Source organism: Streptomyces sp. NPDC030799, from assembly GCF_055572255.1.
Window position 1 is genome coordinate 36,287 of record NZ_JBVIDS010000021.1, and the last position, 22,599, is coordinate 58,885.

The following is a 22,599-nucleotide window of genomic DNA, read 5'->3' on the forward strand; positions in this document are numbered from 1 at the left end:
GTCGGCATCATGAGTCGGGTCCTGTTCATCCGTTCGTAGGAGTGATGTATGAGCGCCGACCACCCGCCCGGACTCGACCTGGACCGGCTGCGCGGCCTCCTCGACCGCGAGCACCCCGGTCTGGTGACCGGCCCCCTGACCGGCCGACTGATCGAGGGCGGACGGTCGAACCTCACCTACGCGCTCTCCGACGGCACCTCGAAGTGGGTCGTCCGCCGGCCCCCGCTCGGCCATGTCCTGGCCACCGCGCACGACATGAAGCGCGAGCACCGCGTGATCAGCGCCCTGCACCCGACGTCCGTACCGGTCCCGCGCCCGGTGCTGCTGTGCGAGGACGAGGAGGTGCTCGGGGCGCCGTTCTACGTCATGGACTTCGTCGAGGGCACCCCGTACCGCACCGCCGAGCAGCTCGCCCCGCTGGGCGCCGAGCGCACCCGGAACGCGGTGCTGTCCCTGGTGGACACGCTGGTCGAGCTGCACGCGGTGGATCCCGCCGAGGTGGGCCTGGAGGACTTCGGGCGGCCCGAGGGCTTCCTGGACCGGCAGCTGCGCCGCTGGGGCAAGCAGCTGGACGCCTCCCGCAACCGTGAGCTGGCCGGCATCGACGAACTGCACGCGACCCTCGGCCGCTCCCTGCCCGTCTCTCCCGCACCGGCCGTCGTGCACGGCGACTACCGGCTCGACAACGTCCTGATCGGGGACGACGACCGGATCAAGGCGATCCTCGACTGGGAGATGTCGACGCTCGGCGATCCGCTCACCGACCTGGGCCTGCTGGTGATGTACAGCCGGCCGCTCGACATGCCCGACTCCCCCGTCTCGACGACCGCCGAGGCCCCGGGGCACCCGTCCCCGCAGGAGCTGATCGAACGGTACGCCGAGCGCTCCGGGCGGGACGTGTCGGCCGTCTCCTGGTACACGGCGTTCGCCTGGTTCAAGCTCGCCGTGATCCTGGAGGGCATCCACTACCGGTACACGCTGGGCCAGACGGTCGGCCGCGGCTTCGACCGGATCGGCGCTCTCGTGCCCGTCTTCATCGACCACGGACTGACCACTCTTCAGGAAGGCTGACCGGCCATGGACTTCGCGTTCGACGCACGCACCGAGGAACTCCGGGCCAGGCTCCTGGCCTTCATGGACGAGTACGTGTACCCGGCGGAGGCGGTGGCGGAGGAGCAGCGGGCCGCGCTGGCCTCCCCGTGGGACACCCCGGCCGTGGTCGGGGAGCTGAAGGCCGAGGCCCGCAGGCAGGGCCTGTGGAACCTCTTCCTCCCCGATGCCGAGCACGGTGCCGGGCTGACGAACCTCCAGTACGCGCCGCTCGCCGAGATCACCGGCCGCTCCCCGCATCTGGCGCCCACGGCGACGAACTGCGCGGCGCCCGACACCGGGAACATGGAGGTGCTGGCACAGTTCGGCAACGAGCAGCAGCAGAAGCAGTGGCTGGAGCCGCTGCTCGCCGGTGAGATCCGCTCGGCGTTCGCGATGACCGAGCCGGAGGTGGCCTCCTCGGACGCCACCAACATCACCACGCTCATCGAGCGCGACGGCGACGAGTACGTCATCACCGGCCGCAAGTGGTACATCTCCGGCGCGATGAACCCGGACTGCAAGATCTTCATCGTGATGGGCAAGACGGACCCGGACGGTGCCGACATCCGCCGTCAGCAGTCGATGGTCCTGGTGCCGCGCGACACGCCGGGTGTCACCGTCAAGCGCGCGATGCAGGTCTTCGGCTACGAGGACCACTCGCACGGCGGTCACGCCGAGGTGATCTTCGACCACGCGCGCGTGCCGGTGTCGAACCTCATCGGCGAGGAGGGCGGCGGCTTCGCCATCGCGCAGGCGCGGCTCGGCCCGGGCCGGATCCACCACTGCATGCGGCTGATCGGCATGGCCGAGCGGGCGATCGAGCTGATGTGCCGCCGGGCTGTCTCCCGCACGGCCTTCGGCAAGGCGCTGGCCCAGCAGGGAGTGGTCCAGAACTGGATCGCCGACGCCCGCGTCACCGTCGAGCAGCTGCGGCTGCTGGTGCTGAAGACGGCCTGGCTGATGGACACCGTCGGCAACAAGGGCGCCCACACCGAGATCCAGGCCATCAAGATCGCCACTCCGCGCGCGGTGGTCGGCATCCTCGACCGGGCCATCCAGCTGCACGGCGCGGGCGGTGTGAGCCAGGACTTCCCGCTGGCCGAGCTGTACGCGAGCGCCCGCACGCTGATGCTCGCCGACGGCCCGGACGAGGTCCACCAGCGGTCGCTGGCGCGGCGGGAGCTGAAGCAGTACCTGTGAGGAAGCGCGTGTAAGGGGCGGTCGCCTTGGCGACCGCCCCTTACACGGTGGCTTTCAGGGACGCAGTGCCCGCAGCAGCAGGTCGGCGAGGTGGTCGGCGACCTGCTGGGGGGTGAGGGAGCCGTCGGGGCGGTACCAGGTGGACAGGTGGTGGACGGAGCCGAAGTGGTAGTCCACCACCAGGTCGGCCGGCGTCGCCGTGGAGAAGACGCCCGCCTTCTGTCCCTCCTCGATGAGCGCGCGGAACCGTTCGTGGTAGCGCCGGCGCTCCGCGCGGACCTGCTTGTTCTTCTCCGGGCTCAGGTGGTGCATGGACCGGAAGAAGATCATCGCGTCGTCGAGGTTGTCGATCGTCGTGACGACCACGTCCGCCGCGGCGGCTCTGAGCCGCTCCTCCACCGGCGCATCCAGGCCGGCGAAGTGGTCGAGCCGCTCCTGCTGGACGCGCAGCACCCGCGCGTACACCTCGTGCAGGAGGTCGTCCTTGGAGCCGAAGTAGTGGTACAGCGCCCCCTTGGTGACGCCGGCCGCCTCCACGATCTCCTGCACGGAAGTACGGTCGTACCCCTGCTCGGCGAAGAGCCGGGTGGCGGCGGCCAGCAGCCGCTGCGGAACGGGCGTCCCGTCTCCGTCCGTCGTCCTGGGCACTGCCGCCACCTGCCTTTCCTCGTCGCCTACTGACCGGCGTTGCTGTTGTCGTGCGCGCGGGAACGCAGTTCCCGACGGAGGATCTTCCCACTCGCCGTCTTGGGCAGGTCGGGCAGGATCTCCACCTGGCGCGGGTATTTGTACGCGGCCAGTCTCTCCTTGCAGTACACCGCGAGTTCGTCCGGGGCCGCCTCGGCGCCCGGACGCAGGCTGATATAGGCCTTGACGGTCTCGCCACGATAGCCGTCGGGAACGCCGACGACGGCCGCCTCGCGCACCGCCGGGTGGGTGTACAGCACGTCTTCGACCTCGCGGGGCCACACCTTGAAGCCGGACGCGTTGATCATGTCCTTCTTGCGGTCGACGACGTACAGCCAGCCCTGTGGGTCCATGAAGCCGATGTCGCCGGTGCGCAGCTCGCCGGCCGGGAAGGACTCGGCGGTGGCGTCCGGGCGCCGCCAGTAGCCGGGGACCACCTGGGGCCCTCGTACGACGATCTCGCCCTGCTCCCCGAAGGGCACCTCCTGCCCCTGCTCGTCCACGATCCTGACGACCGTGTCGGCGCCGGGCACGCCCACCGACAGCGTCCCGGAGACCGGGTCCACGGGGGCCTCCAGGCCGGGCGGCACGGCGGCGCAGGGGCCGGAGCACTCGGTCAGCCCGTAGCCGACGCGGATGTACGGCCCGAAGCGGGCGCGGAACTTCTCCACCAGGGCCGGGGGCACGGGCGCACCGCCGGAGGAGATGTTCACGAAGGAGGCGAAGTGCTCGCGGGTGGCGTCCGGGTGGGCGGCCAGCGCCATGAACGCGGTGGACGGACCGACCGTGTAGTGCGGGCGGTGCTCGGCGAAGGCCTCCAGGACGAGTCCGGGCTCGAAGCGGTAGGTGAGCACCAGGGTGCCGGCGCTGTTCAGGCAGGCGGCGAACTGGCAGACCATGCCGGTGATGTGGAACAGCGGCGCGAGCGCGTAGTAGACGGGCGCCTCGGGCAGCGCGAGCCCGGTCCGCTGCCGCTCGGCGTTGTGCATGATGTTGCCGTGCGCGTTGGTGGCGCCCTTGGGGGTGCCGCTGGTGCCGGAGGTGTAGCTGATCAGTGCGATGCCGTCCGGGCGTGGCTCACGGCCCTCGGGTGCCTTGCCGCCCTGCCGGGCGACGGCGAGGAGGTCGTCGGCGTCCGGTGCCTGGGGCAGCCGCTCGAACCCGAGCACGCGCGCGTCGTTACGGGTCTGGAAATCCAACTCGCACGCGGTGAGCACGATCCGTACCGGTGACCCGGCCGCTGTCTGCCGCAGATACGCCTCCCAGGCGCGGTCCGAGCAGACCAGCGCGGTCACCTCGCCGTCCCGCAGGATGTGCTCCATCTCGGCCGACTTGTACATCGGGTTGACCGGGACGACGGTCGCACCGGCCTTCCAGGCGCCGAGGACGGCGAGCACGAAGTGCGGGGAGTTCTGCAGCAGCACGGCCACCCGGTCGCCGCGTTCCAGGCCGCGCGCGGCGAGGTGGGCGGCGACGGAGTCGCTCAGTTCGTCCACCTCGCGGTAGCTCAGCCGGGCGTCGAAGTAGGCGAGGAAGGTGCGCTCGGGTGCCTCGGCCACGGCCGCCCGCAGGGCGTGCACCAACGAGTCGGCCGGGTCGACCGGGCCGCGCTGGGCGTCGTCGAGCAGGGCCAGCCAGGGCCGGTCCGCGTACCGGGAGGCGGTCACCGGGCCTCCTCCCACCTGCGCTGGAGGTGGTTCATGCCGCTCAGCCAGCGATCCGGTTCGGCGGCCCGCGCCTGGTAGTACTCGGCCACCTCGGGATGCGGCAGGATCAGGAAGCGGTCCTCCTCGATGCCGCGGAACAGGGCGTCGGCGACGGCCTCCGGTTCGATCGCGGTCGGCTGCAGCACCAGGTCCCCGGCGCTGCCGGTGGCGGCCAGCATGTCCGTGCGCACGCCCTGCGGACAGATCGCGTGCACCTTCAGACCCCGGTGGCGGTACGTCAGCGACAGCCACTCGGCGAAGGCGTAGGCGCCGTGCTTGGTGACGCTGTAGGAGGGGGCGCCGATCATGGTGAGGAGCCCGGCGGCCGACACGGTGGACACGAACCGCCCGGCGCCCCGCTCCAGCCATCCGGGCAGCAGCTCGTGCGCCGCGCGGACATGTGCCATGACGTTCACGTCCCAGGACACCGCCCAGGACCGCTCGTCGAGCGGCCCGCCCGTGCCGCTGTCCTCGAAGGCCACACCGGCGTTCGCGCAGTAGACGTCGACGGTGCCGCCGAGCGCGTCCCGGGCGTCGCCGACGACCGCGGAGGCGTCGCCCGGCACGGCGATACCGCCGATCTCCTCGGCCACCGCCTTGGCCCTGTCGCCATCCAGGTCGTTCACGACCACCCGGGCCCCTTCGGCGGCGAACCGCCGGGCCAGCGCGGCCCCGATCCCACCGCCGGCCCCGGTGACGACCACTCCCGCATCCTGCACGGCTTCCACCATCGGTCTCCTTCGACACGACTTCGCGCGGCGCGCATCGGCTCCTTACCGGTTCAGACTAACCGGTCGGTATGTGTGAAGGAAGGGTCATTGCACCAACCTCTAGCCATGCGTCTGTCCCGACGGAACCTGCTTGCATCGGCAACCATGGCAGCCCTCCCACCCACCCCCGCACACCGTGCAGAACTGCACACCGGGTTCGAAAGAATCGCGGCCGACGGTTACTCCCTGCTGAAGGGCCGGCGCGTCGGCATCGTCACCAATCCCACCGGCGTCACCAGAGACGCCGCCCACCTCGTCGACGTCATGCACAAGGACCCCCGCGTCAGGCTGACGGCGGTCTTCGGCCCGGAGCACGGCTTCCGCGGCACCGCGCAGGCGGGCGGATCCGAGGGCCGCTACAACGACCCGGCGACGGGCCTGCCCGTGTACGACACCTACCTCAAGAGCGGCAAGCCCCTCGCCGACATCTTCACCACCGCCAATGTCGACACGATCGTCTTCGACATCCAGGACGTCGGCGCCCGCTTCTACACCTACATCTGGACGCTCTACGACTGCATGGAGGCCGCCCAGCTCGCGGGCAAGCGGTTCGTCGTCCTCGACCGGCCCAACCCGGTGACCGGCCGCGAGGCCCAAGGCCCGGTCCTGCACAAGGAGTTCGCCACCTTCGTCGGGCGGCAGCCGATCGCGCAGGCGCACGGGATGACCGTCGCGGAGCTGGCACGGCTTTTCAACGGGCAGTTCCTGAGCAAGCCGGTCGCGCTGGACACCGTACTGATGACGGGCTGGAAACGGACGCAGTTCTACGACGCGTCCGGACTGCCCTGGGTCCCGCCGAGCCCGAACATGCCGACCCCGGACACGGCTCTCGTCTACTCCGGCACCTGCATGTTCGAGGGCACCAACGTCTCGGAGGGCCGGGGCACGACCAGGCCCTTCGAACTGCTCGGCGCCGAGGGCATCGACGGCCGCTGGGCCGCCGCCGCGAACGCACTCGGGCTGCCCGGGGTGCGGTTCAGGGAGGCGTACTTCACGCCCACCTTCTCCAAGTTCCAGGGCAGGACGGTCGGCGGCGTGCAGATCCATGTCCACGACCGGGCCGCCTACGACCCCGTGCGCACCGGAGTCGCGCTGCTGGTGACCGTCAGGAAGGTCTGGGCCGGCTTCGCGTGGCGCCCGGACAACTGGATCGACAAGCTCACGGGCTCCGCGCGGGTGCGCACGATGATCGACGCGGGGGCGGGCGCCGACGAGGTGGCCGGTGCCTGGCAGGAGGAGCTGGCCGCGTTCCGGCGGGTCCGACAGGAATATCTCCTCTACAGGTGAGGCGCGGTGTATGGCCAACTCTGCCCCGGAGCAGGACGATACGTCAGCGACGCATCGTTTCAGGGGGGACGAGGGAGCCTGACATGGCGGATCCTGGGATGAGCGTGACTCCCTACTGGGAGCTGACCTTCGACGCGGACGGGGACGTGGAGGGCCCCGAACGTGATCGGCTGCTGGCGCAGGTCACGGAGCACGGCGTCCGTGACCTGATCGTCTTCGCGCACGGCTGGAACAACGACCGCTCGGGCGCGACCGCGCTGTACCGCCGTTTCTACGCACCGGTCCCGGCGCTCGCCCCACGGGCCCGCCTCGGCTACGTGGGTGTGATCTGGCCGTCGATGCGGTTCAGCGACGAGCCGATCCCGGACTTCCCGAAGCCGGTGGCGGCCGTGGCGGCGGAGACTGCACCGGGCCCGGCGCTGGACAAGGACACCCGGCGCGCACTGCTGGAGACCTTCCCGGGCCGCGCGCCCGTGATCGACCAGCTGGTCCGGATGCTGGACGAACCGTCCAGCGGGGCCGGGGGGTTGCCGGAGTTCGGGCGGCTGGTGCGGCTGCTGGTGGACGCGGAGCCGCCCGGGGTGGCCGACACCGGCGAGGAGGGCGAGCCCGCCGTGTTCACCGAGGACCCGGCGACCGCCTGCGACGCGTTCGCCGACGCGCTCACCGCGGTCCAGTCGCCCGGCGCACCGGCCGGGTTCAGTGTCCCGAACCCCTGGGAGGGCGCCAAGGAACTGCTGCGGCAGGCGACGTACTACACGATGAAACGGCGTGCCGGAACGGTCGGCGAACACGGACTCGGGCCGGTGCTCGGACAGTTGGCGCACGCGGCACCCGGGGTGCGGGTCCATCTGGCCGGGCACAGCTTCGGCGGGCGGCTGGTGTCGTTCGCGCTGCGCGGGCTGCCCGACGGGGTGCGCGCGGTGAAGTCCGTGACCCTCCTCCAGGGCGCCTTCTCGCACTACGCGTTCGCGGACGGGCTGCCCCAGGACCCGGGCAGGGCGGGCGCGCTCAAGGGCCGCCAGCGGCTGATCGACGGCCCGCTGGTGTGCTGCTACTCGCACTTCGACTCGGCCCTCGGCACGTTCTATCCGCTGGCCTCCCGGCTGGCCGGGGACGACCGTTCGTGTGCGGGCAGCGAGATCGCGGCCGTGCTGGGCCCGCGGTGGGGCGCGATGGGCCATGACGGGGTGCAGGCGGTGCCGGGGACCGCCCGGCTGGATCTCGCGGCGGCCCTGGCCGGAGGGCTGCCGGCGTCGGGGTGCGTGAACGTCGACGCGGCGGCCGTGGTCCGGCGCGGGGGCCCGCCGACCGGGGCGCACAGCGACATCGTGCACCCGGAACTGGCCCGGCTGGTGCTGGCGGCGGGCCGTATCACCTGACCCGCCGCCCGTGTCACCGCGCCCGCCCCGTCGATCGGTTCACCGGTGCGAGGTGTACTCCACCACCTGCTGGAACGTCGGCCGGTTCTGCCAGCTGATCCTGCCGTGCTTGATCCCGCCCAGGGTGCGCTGGACGATGGAGTCGGCGCACCACTGGTCGCCGGCCGAGCACTGGTCGTCGCCCGGGTAGACCTGGGCGGCAGTCGTCCCGGCCGCCTGCTTGAGGGTGCTGATCAGGATGTCCCGGCAGGCGCCGAGGCTGCCGCCGCCGCAGTACTTCTCGGCGAGCCCGCCCCGCACGTTCTCACCGAGCACGGCCCGGATGTCCTTGTCGACATAGCTCCACCAGCCGTACTGGAAGGCGCTTCCGGCGTGCGAGCCGGTCGGGCCGTGGCCTGCGGAAGGGGTCTCGTCGATGGGCGCGTTGCCCGTGAAGGCGGTGTACAGGTCGCTGCCGAGGCCCGGTTCGAACTCCGCCTTGACCAGCAGCGGCCACCAGGCGTCCAGGATGCGGATCGCGTCGGCGTCGGCGTAGGCCTTCGAACCGGCGGAGCTCTCCGTGCGCTTGGCGCCCGCGGTCACCCATGCCTGGAGCTTGCTCACCGCGTCGGCGGCCGTGGGGTCGGTCACCGGCGACGAATTGATCACCTTGAGCAGCTTGGGCAGCACGTCCTCGGCGCGCAGGTCGGCGACGGCCGCGTCCGCCATGGCCTGCACCAGTTCGGTGCGGGTCACCCCGCCGGCCGCGACCAGCTTCTTCACCCGGTCGTCGAGCAGGTTGCCGCGGTGCACGGAGCCGTCGGCCCAGCCCGCTGCCGTGTAGTCCTTGGCCTGCTTGTTGTTCCAGGAGACGTAGTAGTCCTGGTCGACGGAGTTGGGATGGGCCGAGGCCGGGGTGTAGTCGGCCGTGTTGGTGGCCGGGTCCCAGTTCCGCCACTCGTACGCCGGCTGCGCCCAGACCGGGAGGTCGGCGTCGGCTCCGTCGGCCCGGACGGGGTTGTCGCCGCTGTTGTAGTAGGCGGTGTGCTGGGAGTCGGCGTAGAACCAGTTGAAGGTGTAGTTGATGTGCTGGGCCGCGCTCTGGAAGTCCTTCGGGCCCTTGACGTAGTCGGGGTCGTTCAGCATCTGGAAGCCGATGATCGAGTCGGCCTCGTGCAGGTAGGAGGAGCGCAGCGAGGTGTAGGCGACCTTCTTGCCGCCGACGGTCGCGCGGTACTCCACGGGGCCGTACTTCGTCCGCCAGACCCGCATCGTGTACGACCCCGCCGGCGTACTGTCGGCCGTGGTCGGTGACCAGGAGTTCTTCTGCTCGACCTGGTCCATGGCCGTACAGGTGCCGTGGTACAGGTAGTGGTGGTCGTCCTGGCACAGTTCGACGGCGTAGGTGTCGATGATGTCCTGGCCGGACGTGGTCGCACTCCAGGAGTAGTCCTGGCCGCGGCCGAGCTCGACGTACATGCTCAGGCCCGCGAAGGAGGCGCCGCGGGCGCTGATGCCCGGGCCCTGGATCTCCTGCAGCATGAGCAGCTGAGGGGCGAAGTAGCCGGTCTGCGGTCCGAAGACGGCGACCGGGTGGCCGCTCGCGGTGTACTTGCCGCTGACCACGAGGGCGTTGGACATTCCCCGCTTGGCCGAGCTGAGCGCGGCCTTCGCGGCGCCGGCCGAGGTGCTCCTGGCGGCCGTGGTGGCGGCGCTGCCCGTGCGGTCGTGGACCAGCGGTTCCTGGGTGACCGAACCGGGGTCGGGCAGGGCCTCGCCCTTGGCGTCGGCGGGCTTGCCGCCGTACGGGAAGCTCTCGCCGTTGTGGACGGTCAGGACCGCCTCGGGGTCGTTGCGCTCGCGGAAGGACTCCCAGACCTTGGTGCCCTCCTCGATGCCGTACTTGGACTGGGCGGCGATCAGCGAGAGGGCGTTGTTGACCTCGCCGCCTCCCCCGGAGCCGAACAGCGAGCCGATCACGGAGGCCAGTGCCACGAGGTCGGTGACCTTGAAGTGCTCGATGGTGCCGGCGTTGGTGATCGGGTCCTTGTGGCCGGTCAGGTCGTACTCGCCGGGGAAGTAACGTCCGCTGTCGGAGGCGTCGATGTAGGCGTTGATGCCGTCGAGGTAGGCCTTGACGTCGGCGAGGGCCTGCTGCCCGCGGGCGCCGTTCCTGGCCACGGCGGTGTCGATCTGCGCCTGCAGGTCGGTCTCGGTGTAGGGCGCGTTGCGGTAGAACTCCTGCTCCAGGCCCTGGTTGGCGGCCGCGCCGCCGGCGAAGGAGGTCAGCCGGCCGCGGCCGACGTGCCGGAAGACGTCCATCAGCCACAGCCGGTCCTCGGCCGCCGCGTAGCCCGCACCGTACTCGGTGCCGTACCGGGTGGTGCCGGTGATGTGCGGCACACCGGTCTTCTTGTCCCGGACGATCGTCACATCGCTGCGTCCGCCCGGCTTCTCGGTGGAGGCGGTCTGGTCGGACGGGACGCCGAAGGAGGAGTCGTTGAAGAAGTTGTTGATCGTGGCGTCCGTGAGGCCCTTGTAGCCGGTCGCGAGGTTTGCGTACGGCCCGAGTTGGTCCTCGGCGTGCGGGGGCTGGGTGCCGAAGGCCTGGTTGAGCAGGATCTGCGCGAGCGTCGCGTTGCCGTTCTCACCGGGCGGCAGGATGTCCGAGCACCGCCCGCCGCAGTAGTCGTTCGAGGCGGCGGCGGCCGGCGTCTGGGTGAGGGGGGAGAGAAGTCCCGCGACGAGGACGCATATCGACGCGGACTTCAGGAACCCGGTGAAGCGGCGGGACGTTCTCAGTCTGACGAGGGCGGTACGTGGGGTTCGCCGTGGCATGGCAGCTCCTAGCGACAGGGGTGGCCGAAGGTTACCGCCGGTATCCCCAGCTTTAAAGATGAACATGCGTCACTTTCCGGAGTGCACAAGCAGGATCACGAGAAGAGATGGAGCCGAATCGCCTGTCGATACGTCTATTCGGCGACGTCCGTGCGACGACGCCGAAGTGACCGAAGTACAGGTGCAGGTGTGACGGAGGTGCAGGGCGATGGCCGGTTTCCGGAGTCTGGCGAGACAGGTACGCGATCCGGACTGCGATCTGGCACTGCGGCGGTACTCGCTGCGCAAGTGCCTTGAGAAGTTCGCCCCTTACGGGCATCGGGCGACCTGGGACCATCTGTGTTCCCGGGCGGGCTTCGGCCCCGAGGACCGCTCCCCCGACCCGGCGCGGCTCGTGGCCGCACTGGAGGAACTGGAGGAGGCACGGTCCGTCTGGCTCGCCTACGAGACGGAATTCACCGAGCGGCGCAGGAAGGAGAAGCACGACGGGCTGCGCAGGCCGGGCAGCGTGGACGACTGGCACCGGCTGACCTGGGGCGGCTTCGGGGTCGCCTGGTGCGACGACCCGCGGATCCACCCCGTCGAGCCGCTGGCGGAGGTACTGCGCAGGCTGATAGCCGCCCTGGAGCGGGAACCGGGCACGGGCTGCCCGGTGTGCGGCGGTGACCGCCTGGTCTGGCGGTACGGCCTGGACCACGAGCCGTCGTCCGGCCCGGTCTGCACGGACTGCGGCATCCTCGTGCCGCGCCCGGTGCTCACCCCGCAGGCACTGGAGTTCGCACGGCGGGAGCGGCTGCTGATGTCGGCCTGAGTGGTGTTCTCAACGGGGGGTGTTCCGGGGGGTGCGTAGGGGATGCCGCGCCCCCTGTTGTGCGGCGGCGGGGCCGTTGTCCGTGTGGCCCGGCACCATCGAGGCATGGTGCAGGTGTGTCTGAACGGAAGCCGTTCCGCGGCGGACGGTGTGAGCGTGCCGATGTCACCGCAGGACCTGGCCGAGTCCGCGGCTCGCGCCGTGGCGGCCGGAGCCACCTCCGTCCATGTCCACCCGAAGACACCGTGCGGGCACGACAGCCTCTCCCCGCGCGTCCTCGCGCCCACCCTGGCGGCGATCCGGTCGCGGGTGTCGGTGCCGGTCGGGGTGACGACCGGCGCCTGGGCCGAGCCCGACCCGATGGCACGGCTCGCCCGGGTGCGCAGCTGGTCCGTGCTGCCCGACTTCGCCTCGGTCAACTGGCATGAGCCGGGCGCCGAAGCGGTCGCCGGGCAGCTGCTCGCGCTGGGCGTGGGCGTGGAGGCGGGCATCCGGTCCGGCACGGACGCTGCGGCCAGGTTCGCCGCCTCGCCGCTCGGGCCGCGCGTGCTGCGGGTACTGGCCGAGGTGACCGACCCGGACCCGGCGACCGCCGGGGCATCGGCGCGGGCCCTGCTGGCCGAGCTGGGCACCGCCCACGGCCGGCCGGTGCTCCTGCACGGCGAGGAGGGCGGCACCTGGCCGGTGCTGCGGCTGGCCGGACGGCTGGGCCTCGCCACCCGGATCGGGCTGGAGGACACCCTGTTCCTGCCGGACGGCGGGCGCGCGGCGTCCAATGCCCAACTGGTCGCCCAGGGGCTGGTCCAGTACGGGTCGTTCCAGCGTTCGCCGTAGGAAGGGGCCGACGCTACCAGCCCCGAATCCGCTCGCTCCAGCCGATTCCCGTGTGGACAGTGGAGGCGAGGAAACCGAACCGATGAACACGGGGAGTCCCATGTCCACCCTGCGGGTCACCGCCGAAGTGCTGACCGTCCACGAGCACCCGAACGCCGATGCGCTCGAACTGGCCCAGGTGGGCCTGTACCGGGCCGTCGTCGCCAAGGGCGCGTACCGCACCGGTGAGGCCGCCGTGTACATCCCCGAGCAGTCCGTGCTCCCGCCCGGGCTGATCGAGGAGCTGGGCCTGACCGGGCGGCTGGCGGGCGGCGAGGCCAACCGGGTCAAGGCGGTTCGGCTGCGCGGCGAGCTGTCGCAGGGCATCGTGTGCCGGCCGAGGGCGCTGGCGGACATCGACCTGGCGCGGGCGGCGGCCGAGGGGACGGACTTCGCCGAGCGGCTGGGTGTCACCAAGTGGGTGCCGCCGATCCCGCCGACCATGAACGGCGAGGTGGAGTCGGCACCGGACCTGCTGCCCTGGGTCGACATCGAGAACGTCCAGCGCTACCCGGACGTCTTCACGCCGGGCGAGCCGGTCGTCCTGACGGAGAAACTGCACGGTTCGGCGTGCCTGCTGACGTATGTCGCCGGCGAGGGACGGGTGTACGTGTCCTCCAAGGGCTTCGGCGCCAAGTCCCTCGCCCTGAAGGAGGATCCGCGGAACCTGTACTGGCGGGCGGTGCGCGGGCACGGCGTCGCCGAGGTCGCGGCGCGGCTGTGCGAGCGGCTGGGCGCGCGACGGGTCGGGATCTTCGGCGAGGTGTACGGCGCGGGGGTGCAGGACCTGTCGTACGGCGCGGACGGACGGCGGGACACGCTGGGGTACGCGGTGTTCGACGTCTCGGCGGAGCTGGACGGCGCCGTGCGGTGGCTGGACGCGGCAGCGTTGCTGGAGGGCGAGCTGCCGGTGGTGCCCCGGCTGTACACGGGGCCGTACGACATCGACCGGGTCCTGGAGTTCGCGAGCGGCCGGGAGACGGTGTCCGGGCGGGGGCTGCATCTGCGGGAGGGGGTGGTGATACGTCCCGCGGTCGAGCGCTACAGCGAGGTCACCGGGGGCCGGGCGATCGCCAAGGCGGTGAGCCCTGCGTACCTGACGCGGAAGGGCGGGACCGAGTTCGAGTGAGGCGCCGTCCGCGGGAGCGCCCCGTGAGGGGCGCGTGGTCAGCGCCCCTCGGCCAGCAGCCGGGACCCGGTGAGGCGTTCGCCGAACACGTCGTCCGGGTTGGACAGGACGCAGTTCTCCAGGGACAGGCACCCGCAGCCGATGCAGTCGGTCAGGTGGTCGCGCAGACGGTTCAGCTGCTTGATGCGTTCGTCGAGCTCCGAGCGCCACTTCTCCGACAACCGCGTCCAGTCCTCCCGGGTCGGCGTCCGTTCCTCGGGAAGCTCCGCCAGGGCGTCCCGGATCGTGGCCAGCGGGATGCCGACCCGCTGGGCCGCACGGACGAACGCGACCCGGCGCAGGGTGTCCCGGCTGTAGCGGCGCTGGTTGCCGGACGTGCGGCGGCTGCTGATCAGGCCCTTGGACTCGTAGAAGTGCAACGCGGAGACGGCGGCACCGCTGCGCGCGGACAACTGGCCTACGGTCAGTTCATGGACATTCTCGGGAATCTGCGGCACTCCTCAGAGCCTAGCGGCCCGGTCCATGTCGCGGTCCGTTGACAGGCGCCTCTCGCCCGACCATGCTAAGCAGTCGCTTAGACACGCGAGTGAGACGCGAGTGAGACGCGAGCGAGACGCGAGCGAGAGGCCGGGAAGATGGCAGAACCGAGGACTTTCACCTCCCCCGACGAGCTGCGGGCGGCCGTCGGCGAGCAGCTGGGGTACACCGACTGGCTTGAGGTCGACCAGAAGCGCATCGACCTGTTCGCCGAGGCCACCGGCGACCACCAGTGGATCCACGTGGATCCGGAAAGGGCCGCCGCGGGGCCGTTCAGGACGACCATCGCGCACGGTTACCTGACCCTCTCGCTGCTTCCGCTCTTCGGCCCGCAGCTGATCCGGGTCGAGGGCGTGAAGATGGGCGTGAACTACGGCACGAACAAGGTCCGCTTCCCCTCCCCCGTGCCCGTCGGCTCCCGGCTGCGCGCCACCGCGAAGATCAGCGGCGTCGAGGACGTCACCGGCGGCGTCCAGGTGACCGTCGCCTTCACCGTGGAGCGCGAGGGCGGCGACAAGCCGGTGTGCGTCGCGGAGTCGGTGGCCCGGTACTACCTCTGAGCCCGGGGACCGCTACTTCACCCCGACCATCCGGAGCACGAGGTCGGCGTAGAGCGCGCCGACCTCCTCCGGGGTGCGGGGGCCGTTCACGGTGAACCAGCGGGCCACGTCGATGCACAGCGACAGCACGGCGAGGGTGGTGCCGTGCACGTCCGGCACGTCGAACTCGCCCGAGGCCACGCCGTCCTCGATGATCCCGCGCACCTGGGCGTCGACCTGGCGGCGCAGGGCGACGATCTCGGCGCGCGCCTCGGGGCCGAGGGCGTCGAGTTCGTACTGCACGACCCGCGCGGTGGTGCGCCGGCCCGCGTGCCAGCGGACGAAGGAGCTGACCGCGTCGGCCAGCCGCTCGGCCGCGGTGCCCTCCCGCTGCGAAGCCGTGCGCAGGATGTCGAGGGCCTTGTCGTGACCGATCCGGCTGATCCGGTGGAGCAGCTCTTCCTTGGTCTTGTAGTGGATGTAGAGCGCGGCCGGGCTCATGCCGGCGCGGCCCGCGATGTCGCGGGTCGTCGTCGCGTGGTAGCCGCGCTCGGCGAAGGCCTCCACGGCGGCGACGAGCAGCCGCCGGGCCGCATCTGGGGTGACCTCTTCCCACGGCTCCACTTCGCCGCCGGTCGTCTCCTCCGCCGTACTCATCGCTCGCTCGCCCCTCTCGATGACAGGGGCACCACCATACCGCCGACAGTGAGCGAGCGCTTAGTGCAGCCGCCCGGAGGAGTGCTCAGAACGCCGAAACGCCGGTGAGGGAACGTCCGATCAGCAGCTTCTGGATCTGACTGGTGCCCTCGTAGAGGGTCATCACGCGAGCGTCGCGCAAGAGTTTGCCGGCCGGGTACTCGTCGATGTAGCCGTAGCCGCCGAAGACCTGCAGGGCGTTGTTGGCGGCGCGGACGGCGGCCTCGGAGGCGAAGAGCTTGGCCTTGGAGGACTCGACGGCGAACGGCTGCCCGCGGTCGATCAGGTCGGCGACCCGCCAGGTGAGCAGCCGGGCGGCGTCCACGTCGACGGCGATGTCACTGATCAGCTCCTGCACCAGCTGATGACGGGCGATGGGCTTGCCGAACTGCTCGCGCTCACCGGCGTACCGCACGGCCGCGTCCAGTGCGGCCCGGGCGATGCCGACGCAGCCCGCGGCCACCGACATCCGCCCCTTGGCCAGCGCGGACATGGCCACCGAGAAGCCCTTGCCCGCCTCGCCGAGCATCGCGGAGGCGGGCACGCGCACGTTCTGAAGGACCAGTTCAGCGGTGGCCTGACCGCGCAGGCCGAGCTTGCCGTGGATGGGGCGGCGGGTCAGGCCCGGGGTGTCGGTGGGCACGAGGAAGGCGGACACCCCCTTGTGGCCGGGGGCGTCGGTGGAGCGCGCGAAGAGCAGGACGACGTCCGCCCATGTGCCGTTGGTGATGAACATCTTGGTGCCGTTGATGACGTAGTCGTCCCCGTCGCGTACGGCACGGGTGGTGAGGTTGCCCGCGTCGGAGCCGGTGCCGGGTTCGGTGAGGCCGAAGCAGCCGACGTACTCCCCCGCGGTCAGCCCCGGCAGCCAGCGCCGCTTCTGCTCCTCGTCGCCCCAGGCGGCGATGGTCTTGGCGACGAGACCGAGGGAGACGGAGACGATGCCGCGGACGGAGGAGTCCCCGCGGCCCAGCTCCTCCGTCACCAGGCAGTACGCGAGGTGGTCACCGCCGGAGCCGCCGTACTCCTCGGCGATGGTCAGTCCGAGGAAACCGACCTCGCCGAGCTTCTTCACGATGCCCCGGTCGACCTCCTCGGCGCGGTCCCAGGCGATCACGTGGGGGGCGATCTCGCGCTCCACGAAGTCGCGGGCGAGCTGCCGTACGGCGGCCTGCTCCTCGCTCAGCTCCAGGTTCACCACGCGATCACCCCACACAGATCGGGATCCATCCAGGATCTTGAAAACCGTACATTTAAATTAGCACTGCTAGTTTCCTGTTCCCGCCCTACTATGTGCGCCATGGCCCGACCGCGCAAGCCCCTCCTCAGCACCGACCGGATCGTCGAGACGGCCCGGGAACTCGTGGACCGGGAGGGACTGGCGGCCGTCTCCACCCGTCGGCTCGCCGCCGAGCTCGGGGTGAGCGGGCCCTCGCTCTACAACCACTTCCGCACCAAGGACGAGATCCTGGAGGCGGTCGCCGACTCGGTGAGCGGCCTGGTGGACCTGTCGATGTTCGAGGACGGCCGCGAGTGGCGGACCGCGCTGCACGACTGGGCCGTCTCCTACCGCGCCGCCCTGCGCGACCACCCGAACATCGTCCCGGTGCTGGCCAGGGGCCCCGGGCGGCGGCCGGCCGCACTGCGCCTGGCCGACGCCGTGTACGGAGCGATGGTCGGCGCGGGCTGGCCCCCGGCCCAGGCGACCTCCATCGGCGCGCTGATGCGGTACTTCATCATGGGCTCCGCGCTCGGCTCCTTCGCCGGAGGCTTCGTGGACGACGCGAGCGCGTACGACCCCGCCGACTATCCCCACCTGGGCCAGGCCCATCTGCTCGCCGAGCAGCAGGAGAAGATCGACGAGCGGGCCTTCGAGACGGGACTGACGGCGCTGCTGGACGGGCTGGCGCAGCAGTACGAGCAGGTACGGCAGAGCGTGTGAGAACACTTCGGTGGGCACCGAAGCGCCGGTGCCGCATGCTGGCCGCATGACCACCAGGGACCCCCGGGCGGCCGGGCTCGCCTCGCTGGCGGCGCTGGTCGCCGACGAGACCCGGGCCGCGTGTCTGCTGGCGCTGCTCGACGGGCGGGCGTGGACCGCCGGTGAGCTGGCCCGGCATGCGGGGGTCGCCGCGTCGACGCTCAGCGAGCATCTGGGCAAGCTGGTGGCCGGCGGCCTGCTCGCGGAGGAGCGGCAGGGGCGGCACCGGTATGTACGGCTGGCCGACGCGCGTGTGGCGGGGCTCGTCGAGGATCTCGCCGCGCACATGCCTCCGGCGGCCGTACGGCCGCGTTCGCTGCGGGAGTCGAGCGCCGGGGCTGCGATGGCGCGGGGACGCACCTGTTACGACCATCTTGCGGGGCGGCTCGGGATCGCGGTCACGGATGCATTGACCCACCGGGGGCTGCTGCGGCAGGACACCGGGTTCGCGCTCACGGACGCGGGGGTGGAGTGGTTCCGGGCGGCGGGGATTCCCCTGGAGGTTCCGAGCCGGCGCCCGCTGGCCCGTGCCTGCCTGGACTGGACCGAGCGGCGGCCCCATCTCGCGGGGGCGGCGGGGGCCGCGCTGTGCCGGCATGCGCTGGATGCGGGGTGGTGTGTGCGGGTCGGCTCCGCGCGGGCGGTGAAGGTGACTCCGTCCGGGGAGCGGGAGTTCGCGCTGCTGCTGGGTATTTCGCCGGATTCGTTGCGGTGAGATCCGGCGTGGCGGTGCCCCGGTCCCGGGTTCGGCCGAGGCACCGTCACCTGAGCGTCAGAACACCACCAGCGCCCGGCCGCCCTTGCCCGCGAGCATGTTCTCGAAGGCGGCCGGGATGCCCTCCAGGGCGATCCGCTCGGTGACGAGCGCGGAGAGGTCCAGGCGGCCCTCCCGTACGTGCTCGGCGAGCACGGGCAGGTCGCGGGCGGGGTCGGTGTTGCCGTAGACACAGCCGGACAGGGTGCGGCCCCAGTGGAAGATCTCCAGGGCGTTGAAGGTGACCTCCTGGTCCTTGCCGCCGATGCCCACGACCGTCGTACGGCCGCCCCGGCGGGTGGAGTCCCAGGCCGCGCGGATCGACACCGCGCGGCCCACGCACTCCACCGAGACGTCCACGCCCTGCTTGCCGGTGAGGGCGCGGATCTCCCGAGGGGTGTTCTCGGTGGCGAGCACGTAGTCCGTCGCTCCCGCAGCCCGGGCCAGCCCCTCCTTCTCCGGGGAGACGTCGACCGCGATGATCCGGGAGGCGCCCGCTATGCGGGCCGACTGGAGGGTGGCGAGGCCGACTCCGCCCACGCCGAAGACGGCCACCGTCTCGCCCTGGCGGACCTGCGCCGAGTGGTGGACGGCGCCGTAGCCGGTGAGGACGGCGCAGCCGAGGAGGGCGGCGTCCACCAGCGGCACCCCCGCCGGCAGGGGCAGCACGCAGGACGCGGAGACGACCGTCTCCTCGGCGAACGCGGCCACGTTGAGGCCGGGGTGCAGGTCGGTGCCGTCGGTGGTACGGGCGTAGACCTCGGCGGCGCCGTTGAGGGCCTTCGCGCACAGCCAGACCTCGCCGAGCGTACAGGCGTGGCAACTCCCGCAGGAGGGTGCCCAGTTCAGGACGACAGGGTCGCCTTCGGCGATGTGTGCGACGCCCTCGCCGACGGCCACGACCGTGCCGGCGCCCTCATGGCCGAGGACGGCCGGGACCGGCACCCGCATGGTGCCGTTGGACAGGGACAGGTCGGAGTGGCAGACGCCGGCGGCGGCGAGGCGGACCCGGACCTGTCCGGGGCCCGGGTCGGGCAGGTCGATGCCGGTGATCTCCAGCGCGGCTCCGACGGCGGGCAGGACGGCGGCTCGTACGGCCATGACTCGCGTACTTCCTTAGAACTGGAGGGACTTGGTCTGCAGGTACTCGGCGAGTCCGTGCGCGCCGAGTTCCCGGCCGACCCCGGACTGCTTGTAGCCGCCGAAGGGGGCGAGGGGGTTGAACCGGCCGCCGTTGATGTCGACCTGACCGGTGTCCATACGGCGGGCGAAGGCCACCGCCTCGGCCTCGTCACCGGCCCAGACGGCACCCGCGAGGCCGTACACCGTGCCGTTGGCGATGCGCAGGGCGTCCTCCTCGTCCTCGTAGCGCAGGACGGACAGGACCGGGCCGAAGATCTCCTCCTGGGCGATCGTCATCTCGGGCGTCACGTCCGCGAAGACGGTCGGAGCGATGAAGTAGCCGGTCTCGCGCGGGGATGCGGGGCCGCCTGCGACCAGGCGGGCGCCCTCGGCGATGCCCTTGTCGATGTAGCCGCGCACCCGCGCCCGCTGCCTGGCGCTGACCACGGGGCCGATCCGGTCGGCGTACTTGGCGGCGGCCGTCGCGGCCAGCTCGACGGCCTCGTCGTACTGGTCGCGGTGGACCAGCATGCGGGTCCAGGCGCTGCACGTCTGGCCCGAGTTGGACATCACGTTGGCGACCCCGACGTTCACCGCCTTGGCGAGGTCGGCGCTCGGCAGGATGACGTTGGCGGACTTGCCGCCGAGTTCGAGGGCCACCTTCTTGACGGCCGCGCCCGCCACCGCGCCGATCTGTCTGCCGACCGCCGTGGAGCCGGTGAAGGACACCAGGTCCACGCCCGGGTGCTCGGCGAGGGCCTGGCCGGCGACCGGGCCGAGGCCGGTGACCAGGTTGAACACGCCGGCCGGCACGCCCGCCTCATCGACGGCCTCGGCGAACAGCTGGGCGGTGAGAGGGGTGTCCTCGGCGGGCTTGAGGACGACCGTGCAGCCGGCGGCGAGCGCCGGGGCCACCTTGGCGACGATCTGGTGGAGGGGATAGTTCCAGGGGGTGATCGCGCCGACCACGCCGATCGGCTCGTGCAGGACGGTGGAGTTGCCGACCTTCTCCTCGAAGGAGTGGGCGGCGGCCAGCTCGGCGTAGGAGCCGGCCACCGCGATCGGCACGGCCGCGTGCACGGCCTGGGAGAACTGCGGCGGGGAGCCCAGCTCTTCGGTGACGGTCTCGGCGATCTCGTCCTTGCGGGCCACGAGGACGTCCCGGAGGGCGGTCAGGCGTGCGGCGCGCTCGGCCGGGGGCGTGGCCGCCCAGGCGGGAAGGGCGGCGCGGGCCGCACGGACGGCCGTGTCCACGTCCAGCGCACCGCCCGCCGGGACCCGGGCGACGACCTGCTCGTCGGCCGGGTTCACGACCTCGATGACATCGGTGCTCTCGGCGGGGCGCCAGGCGCCGTCGATGTACAGGCCGTCGTGTGCCTTCATGCTGCTTCCTCCCCGGCGGGTGTGCGTCGTCCGGCACACAAACTAGCGGCGTTAGTTTTTCGGCGCCAGACGTACCAGGACATCATCGCCGGGGCGGCCGGCGCTCACGCACCGGGTCGGCGGCCTGCCGGGTCACCCGATCACGGCCAGGCGCGTCACTTGGTCGCGCTCAGGTGGGCGAAGACCACCACGTTGCTGGTGTAGCCGGTCCGCCGGCTGTAGAGGCCGCCGCAGGTCAGCACGCGCAGCTCCGGTCGCCCGACCGGGCCGTAGACCTCCTTGTCCGGGAAGCCCGCCTTGTCGAAGACCTTCATCCGGTCCACGGTGTAGACGGCGGTGCGGCCGTCGGCGCGCTTGACCTCGATGAGCTTGCAGGGTTTGACCTGGGCGAGCGTGGCGAAGACGGCCGGGCCGGTCATGGTGTCCCGGTGGCCGACGGCGATGGCGGTGCCGGACTCACCCGGCGTGGGGCCGCCCTCGTACCAGCCGACCAGCTTGGGCCTGTCCACCGGCGGAGTCTCCAACTGCCGTTCGCTGTCGAGCCCGAGGCCCGTGATCGGGGCGTCGACGCCCAGGAAGGGGATGCGGAAGGACGTCGGCCGGGACCGGGGCAGTGGTCGGGGCGGGGGCCCGGAGGGGGGCTTGCAGGATTCCTCCCCGCTCGCGCCCCCTGCGCCGGCGGCCGCCACCGCGTCCGGGTCGTCCGCCCGGCCGGCCCCGGGATGCCCGCCCCACCACCGGTTCCCCGCCGCCACGAGGACGGTCACCAGCAGGGCCGTCCTGGCGAGGCGGTAGGCACGGGTCCGATACCAGGGCCTGCGTCTGCGCCTACGCGGCACCATGGGGCCGCCGGCGGATCAGCCGGACATACGCGACACCGCTGACCGCGACCAGGCCCACGGCCGCCGCGGCGGCCAGCGGCGAGTATCCCGCGGCCGTGTCGATGAGACCGCCACCGCCCGCGTGCACACCGCCCTTCGGCGGGTCGTGGTCGCCCCCCTGGCCCCAGCCGGGACCGTCCTGCTGGTGGTCCTGGTGATCCTGGTGGTCCTGATGGTCCTGGTGGTCCTCGATCTGCCCGTTGGGACCGTGCGCCGGGTCGTTGTGGTCGTCGTGGCAGTTGACGCGGAAGAGCTTCTCCTTGACGGCGCCCGCCGCGACCCAGGTGAGCCTGTACTGCCCGTCGGTCAGGCTGATCGGGTCGGTGTGCCCGGCACCCTCGGCTAGCTGGATGATGCCGGTGACGGTGGACGCCGAGGGCAGCGGGGGCTGGGCCTGGATGATGTAGGCGATGTTGGGCAGGATGTCGAAGTTGACGGCGTCGAGGTAGAACCTGCAGACCACCGGGTCGTCCTTCGAGACACCGTAGGGCACGCCCTCGCGGTGCACCCTGATGTCGCCGTTCGCCCCCTGGGCCACCGCGTTCGGCGCCGTTACCCATGACGCGCCCGCCACGGCGAGGGCGGTGAGGACGATTGTGGCGCCCGCGCGGGAGCCGACGGCACGTGGGAGTGTCAGGCTGGGCATGCGCAATCCTCCGCGAGTTCAGACGATTTTCATACAAATCGCTCTTTCGTCTGAACTCTCCGTCATACGCGACGCCCGCCCGGGCATCGACGCCCGGCGCGCCGTCAGATATCGCTCGTGCGGCGCAACACCGGGCATCGGGGCACCGCCCCCTCGGTCGTCGGCGCCCTGCTCGGCCTCCGTGCGGGCGCCACGATCGCCTGCCGCGTCGGACGATGCCGAGGAGGACCACGCGGGGACGAGCACGAGCGCCGCGATCGGCGACATCTTCTTCAGCATGATCAGGACCAGGAAGGTCGCGATCAA

General features: G+C 71.5%; 22 protein-coding genes. 10 read left to right on the forward strand and 12 right to left on the reverse strand.

Translation table 11 applies throughout. The features are described from left to right. The first annotated feature begins 48 nt into the window (after positions 1–48). Together ACZ41I_RS39165 and ACZ41I_RS39170 are read left to right on the forward strand one after the other, a co-directional pair. Positions 49–1,071: a phosphotransferase family protein gene (locus ACZ41I_RS39165; protein WP_363214971.1), complete on the forward strand. Its 1,023-nt coding sequence runs from the start codon at positions 49–51 to the stop codon at positions 1,069–1,071. A gap of 6 nt (positions 1,072–1,077) precedes the next feature. Further along, positions 1,078–2,292, forward strand: a complete 1,215-nt coding sequence (locus ACZ41I_RS39170; protein WP_399775738.1) for an acyl-CoA dehydrogenase family protein — start codon at positions 1,078–1,080, stop codon at positions 2,290–2,292. Between the two features lie 54 nt (positions 2,293–2,346). On the opposite strand, the gene ACZ41I_RS39175 is transcribed toward ACZ41I_RS39170, so the two are convergent. From ACZ41I_RS39175 to ACZ41I_RS39185, 3 genes are read right to left on the reverse strand one after another with little or no spacing between them, the layout of a single operon-like run. After that, entirely contained in the window at positions 2,347–2,940 is a 594-nt protein-coding gene (locus tag ACZ41I_RS39175; protein ID WP_363215033.1) for a TetR/AcrR family transcriptional regulator, read from the reverse strand. A gap of 26 nt (positions 2,941–2,966) precedes the next feature. Further along, the gene (locus tag ACZ41I_RS39180; protein ID WP_399775736.1) at positions 2,967–4,646 is read right to left on the reverse strand and encodes a class I adenylate-forming enzyme family protein; all 1,680 of its coding nucleotides are present in this window, start codon (positions 4,644–4,646) and stop codon (positions 2,967–2,969) included. Beyond that, the gene (locus ACZ41I_RS39185; RefSeq protein ID WP_399775734.1) at positions 4,643–5,416 is read right to left on the reverse strand and encodes an SDR family oxidoreductase; all 774 of its coding nucleotides are present in this window, start codon (positions 5,414–5,416) and stop codon (positions 4,643–4,645) included. The genes ACZ41I_RS39180 and ACZ41I_RS39185 overlap by 4 nt, the downstream gene beginning before the upstream one ends. A gap of 105 nt (positions 5,417–5,521) precedes the next feature. Between ACZ41I_RS39185 and ACZ41I_RS39190 the strand changes: the two genes are divergently transcribed. Together ACZ41I_RS39190 and ACZ41I_RS39195 are read left to right on the forward strand one after the other, a co-directional pair. Beyond that, positions 5,522–6,742, forward strand: coding sequence for an exo-beta-N-acetylmuramidase NamZ family protein (locus ACZ41I_RS39190; RefSeq protein WP_399775732.1), 1,221 nt, complete (start codon positions 5,522–5,524; stop codon positions 6,740–6,742). Between the two features lie 83 nt (positions 6,743–6,825). Then, positions 6,826–8,124 (forward strand): alpha/beta hydrolase family protein, encoded by a 1,299-nt coding sequence (locus ACZ41I_RS39195; protein ID WP_468516383.1) that lies wholly within the window; start codon positions 6,826–6,828, stop codon positions 8,122–8,124. 39 nt (positions 8,125–8,163) lie between these two features. On the opposite strand, the gene ACZ41I_RS39200 is transcribed toward ACZ41I_RS39195, so the two are convergent. Continuing rightward, positions 8,164–10,941 (reverse strand): penicillin acylase family protein, encoded by a 2,778-nt coding sequence (locus ACZ41I_RS39200; protein ID WP_468516384.1) that lies wholly within the window; start codon positions 10,939–10,941, stop codon positions 8,164–8,166. A 208-nt stretch (positions 10,942–11,149) separates the two neighbouring features. Between ACZ41I_RS39200 and ACZ41I_RS39205 the strand changes: the two genes are divergently transcribed. From ACZ41I_RS39205 to ACZ41I_RS39215, 3 genes are all read left to right on the forward strand, one after another. Beyond that, complete coding sequence (locus tag ACZ41I_RS39205) at positions 11,150–11,752, forward strand: hypothetical protein (protein ID WP_363214978.1); 603 nt, start codon at positions 11,150–11,152, stop codon at positions 11,750–11,752. 105 nt (positions 11,753–11,857) lie between these two features. After that, entirely contained in the window at positions 11,858–12,586 is a 729-nt protein-coding gene (locus tag ACZ41I_RS39210) for a 3-keto-5-aminohexanoate cleavage protein (RefSeq protein ID WP_399775725.1), read from the forward strand. A gap of 100 nt (positions 12,587–12,686) precedes the next feature. After that, on the forward strand, positions 12,687–13,754 hold the full coding sequence (locus ACZ41I_RS39215; protein ID WP_399775800.1) for an RNA ligase (ATP): 1,068 nt from the start codon (positions 12,687–12,689) through the stop codon (positions 13,752–13,754). Between the two features lie 38 nt (positions 13,755–13,792). Here the strand turns inward: ACZ41I_RS39215 and soxR are convergent, their stop codons facing one another. Beyond that, on the reverse strand, positions 13,793–14,251 hold the full coding sequence (soxR, locus tag ACZ41I_RS39220) for a redox-sensitive transcriptional activator SoxR (protein WP_363214980.1): 459 nt from the start codon (positions 14,249–14,251) through the stop codon (positions 13,793–13,795). A 138-nt stretch (positions 14,252–14,389) separates the two neighbouring features. On the opposite strand from soxR, the gene ACZ41I_RS39225 reads away from it, so the two are divergent. Continuing rightward, on the forward strand, positions 14,390–14,851 hold the full coding sequence (locus tag ACZ41I_RS39225; RefSeq protein WP_468516385.1) for a MaoC family dehydratase: 462 nt from the start codon (positions 14,390–14,392) through the stop codon (positions 14,849–14,851). A 12-nt stretch (positions 14,852–14,863) separates the two neighbouring features. Here the strand turns inward: ACZ41I_RS39225 and ACZ41I_RS39230 are convergent, their stop codons facing one another. Next, complete coding sequence (locus ACZ41I_RS39230) at positions 14,864–15,487, reverse strand: TetR/AcrR family transcriptional regulator (RefSeq protein ID WP_363214982.1); 624 nt, start codon at positions 15,485–15,487, stop codon at positions 14,864–14,866. An 85-nt stretch (positions 15,488–15,572) separates the two neighbouring features. Further along, positions 15,573–16,724, reverse strand: a complete 1,152-nt coding sequence (locus ACZ41I_RS39235; RefSeq protein ID WP_468516430.1) for an acyl-CoA dehydrogenase family protein — start codon at positions 16,722–16,724, stop codon at positions 15,573–15,575. A 102-nt stretch (positions 16,725–16,826) separates the two neighbouring features. Between ACZ41I_RS39235 and ACZ41I_RS39240 the strand changes: the two genes are divergently transcribed. Together ACZ41I_RS39240 and ACZ41I_RS39245 are read left to right on the forward strand one after the other, a co-directional pair. Continuing rightward, complete coding sequence (locus tag ACZ41I_RS39240; protein ID WP_363214983.1) at positions 16,827–17,468, forward strand: TetR/AcrR family transcriptional regulator; 642 nt, start codon at positions 16,827–16,829, stop codon at positions 17,466–17,468. Positions 17,469–17,514: 46 nt separating this feature from the next. After that, positions 17,515–18,222, forward strand: coding sequence for an ArsR/SmtB family transcription factor (locus tag ACZ41I_RS39245; RefSeq protein ID WP_363214984.1), 708 nt, complete (start codon positions 17,515–17,517; stop codon positions 18,220–18,222). Positions 18,223–18,279: 57 nt separating this feature from the next. Here the strand turns inward: ACZ41I_RS39245 and ACZ41I_RS39250 are convergent, their stop codons facing one another. The 5 genes from ACZ41I_RS39250 to ACZ41I_RS39270 form a co-directional block, all read right to left on the reverse strand. Further along, positions 18,280–19,362, reverse strand: a complete 1,083-nt coding sequence (locus ACZ41I_RS39250) for a Zn-dependent alcohol dehydrogenase (protein WP_363214985.1) — start codon at positions 19,360–19,362, stop codon at positions 18,280–18,282. A gap of 15 nt (positions 19,363–19,377) precedes the next feature. Beyond that, entirely contained in the window at positions 19,378–20,766 is a 1,389-nt protein-coding gene (locus ACZ41I_RS39255) for an aldehyde dehydrogenase family protein (protein ID WP_468516386.1), read from the reverse strand. A gap of 155 nt (positions 20,767–20,921) precedes the next feature. After that, positions 20,922–21,608, reverse strand: coding sequence for a class F sortase (locus ACZ41I_RS39260; RefSeq protein ID WP_399775715.1), 687 nt, complete (start codon positions 21,606–21,608; stop codon positions 20,922–20,924). Then, the gene (locus ACZ41I_RS39265) at positions 21,595–22,293 is read right to left on the reverse strand and encodes a hypothetical protein (protein WP_468325721.1); all 699 of its coding nucleotides are present in this window, start codon (positions 22,291–22,293) and stop codon (positions 21,595–21,597) included. The genes ACZ41I_RS39260 and ACZ41I_RS39265 overlap by 14 nt, the downstream gene beginning before the upstream one ends. An 18-nt stretch (positions 22,294–22,311) precedes the next feature. Further along, the gene (locus ACZ41I_RS39270; protein ID WP_468516387.1) at positions 22,312–22,599 is read right to left on the reverse strand and encodes a hypothetical protein; all 288 of its coding nucleotides are present in this window, start codon (positions 22,597–22,599) and stop codon (positions 22,312–22,314) included.

Excerpts from the sequence above, each read along its gene's own strand:
- ACZ41I_RS39165 (WP_363214971.1), top strand. The coding sequence starts at position 49 with ATGAGCGCCGACCACCCGCCCGGACTCGACCTGGACCGGCTGCGCGGC.
- ACZ41I_RS39170 (WP_399775738.1), top strand. The coding sequence starts at position 1,078 with ATGGACTTCGCGTTCGACGCACGCACCGAGGAACTCCGGGCCAGGCTC.
- ACZ41I_RS39185 (WP_399775734.1), bottom strand. The coding sequence starts at position 5,416 with ATGGTGGAAGCCGTGCAGGATGCGGGAGTGGTCGTCACCGGGGCCGGC.
- ACZ41I_RS39190 (WP_399775732.1), top strand. The coding sequence starts at position 5,522 with ATGCGTCTGTCCCGACGGAACCTGCTTGCATCGGCAACCATGGCAGCC.
- ACZ41I_RS39195 (WP_468516383.1), top strand. The coding sequence starts at position 6,826 with ATGGCGGATCCTGGGATGAGCGTGACTCCCTACTGGGAGCTGACCTTC.
- ACZ41I_RS39200 (WP_468516384.1), bottom strand. The coding sequence starts at position 10,941 with ATGCCACGGCGAACCCCACGTACCGCCCTCGTCAGACTGAGAACGTCC.
- ACZ41I_RS39205 (WP_363214978.1), top strand. The coding sequence starts at position 11,150 with ATGGCCGGTTTCCGGAGTCTGGCGAGACAGGTACGCGATCCGGACTGC.
- ACZ41I_RS39210 (WP_399775725.1), top strand. The coding sequence starts at position 11,858 with ATGGTGCAGGTGTGTCTGAACGGAAGCCGTTCCGCGGCGGACGGTGTG.
- ACZ41I_RS39215 (WP_399775800.1), top strand. The coding sequence starts at position 12,687 with ATGTCCACCCTGCGGGTCACCGCCGAAGTGCTGACCGTCCACGAGCAC.
- ACZ41I_RS39225 (WP_468516385.1), top strand. The coding sequence starts at position 14,390 with ATGGCAGAACCGAGGACTTTCACCTCCCCCGACGAGCTGCGGGCGGCC.
- ACZ41I_RS39230 (WP_363214982.1), bottom strand. The coding sequence starts at position 15,487 with ATGAGTACGGCGGAGGAGACGACCGGCGGCGAAGTGGAGCCGTGGGAA.
- ACZ41I_RS39240 (WP_363214983.1), top strand. The coding sequence starts at position 16,827 with ATGGCCCGACCGCGCAAGCCCCTCCTCAGCACCGACCGGATCGTCGAG.
- ACZ41I_RS39245 (WP_363214984.1), top strand. The coding sequence starts at position 17,515 with ATGACCACCAGGGACCCCCGGGCGGCCGGGCTCGCCTCGCTGGCGGCG.
- ACZ41I_RS39250 (WP_363214985.1), bottom strand. The coding sequence starts at position 19,362 with ATGGCCGTACGAGCCGCCGTCCTGCCCGCCGTCGGAGCCGCGCTGGAG.
- ACZ41I_RS39255 (WP_468516386.1), bottom strand. The coding sequence starts at position 20,766 with ATGAAGGCACACGACGGCCTGTACATCGACGGCGCCTGGCGCCCCGCC.
- ACZ41I_RS39260 (WP_399775715.1), bottom strand. The coding sequence starts at position 21,608 with ATGGTGCCGCGTAGGCGCAGACGCAGGCCCTGGTATCGGACCCGTGCC.
- ACZ41I_RS39265 (WP_468325721.1), bottom strand. The coding sequence starts at position 22,293 with ATGCCCAGCCTGACACTCCCACGTGCCGTCGGCTCCCGCGCGGGCGCC.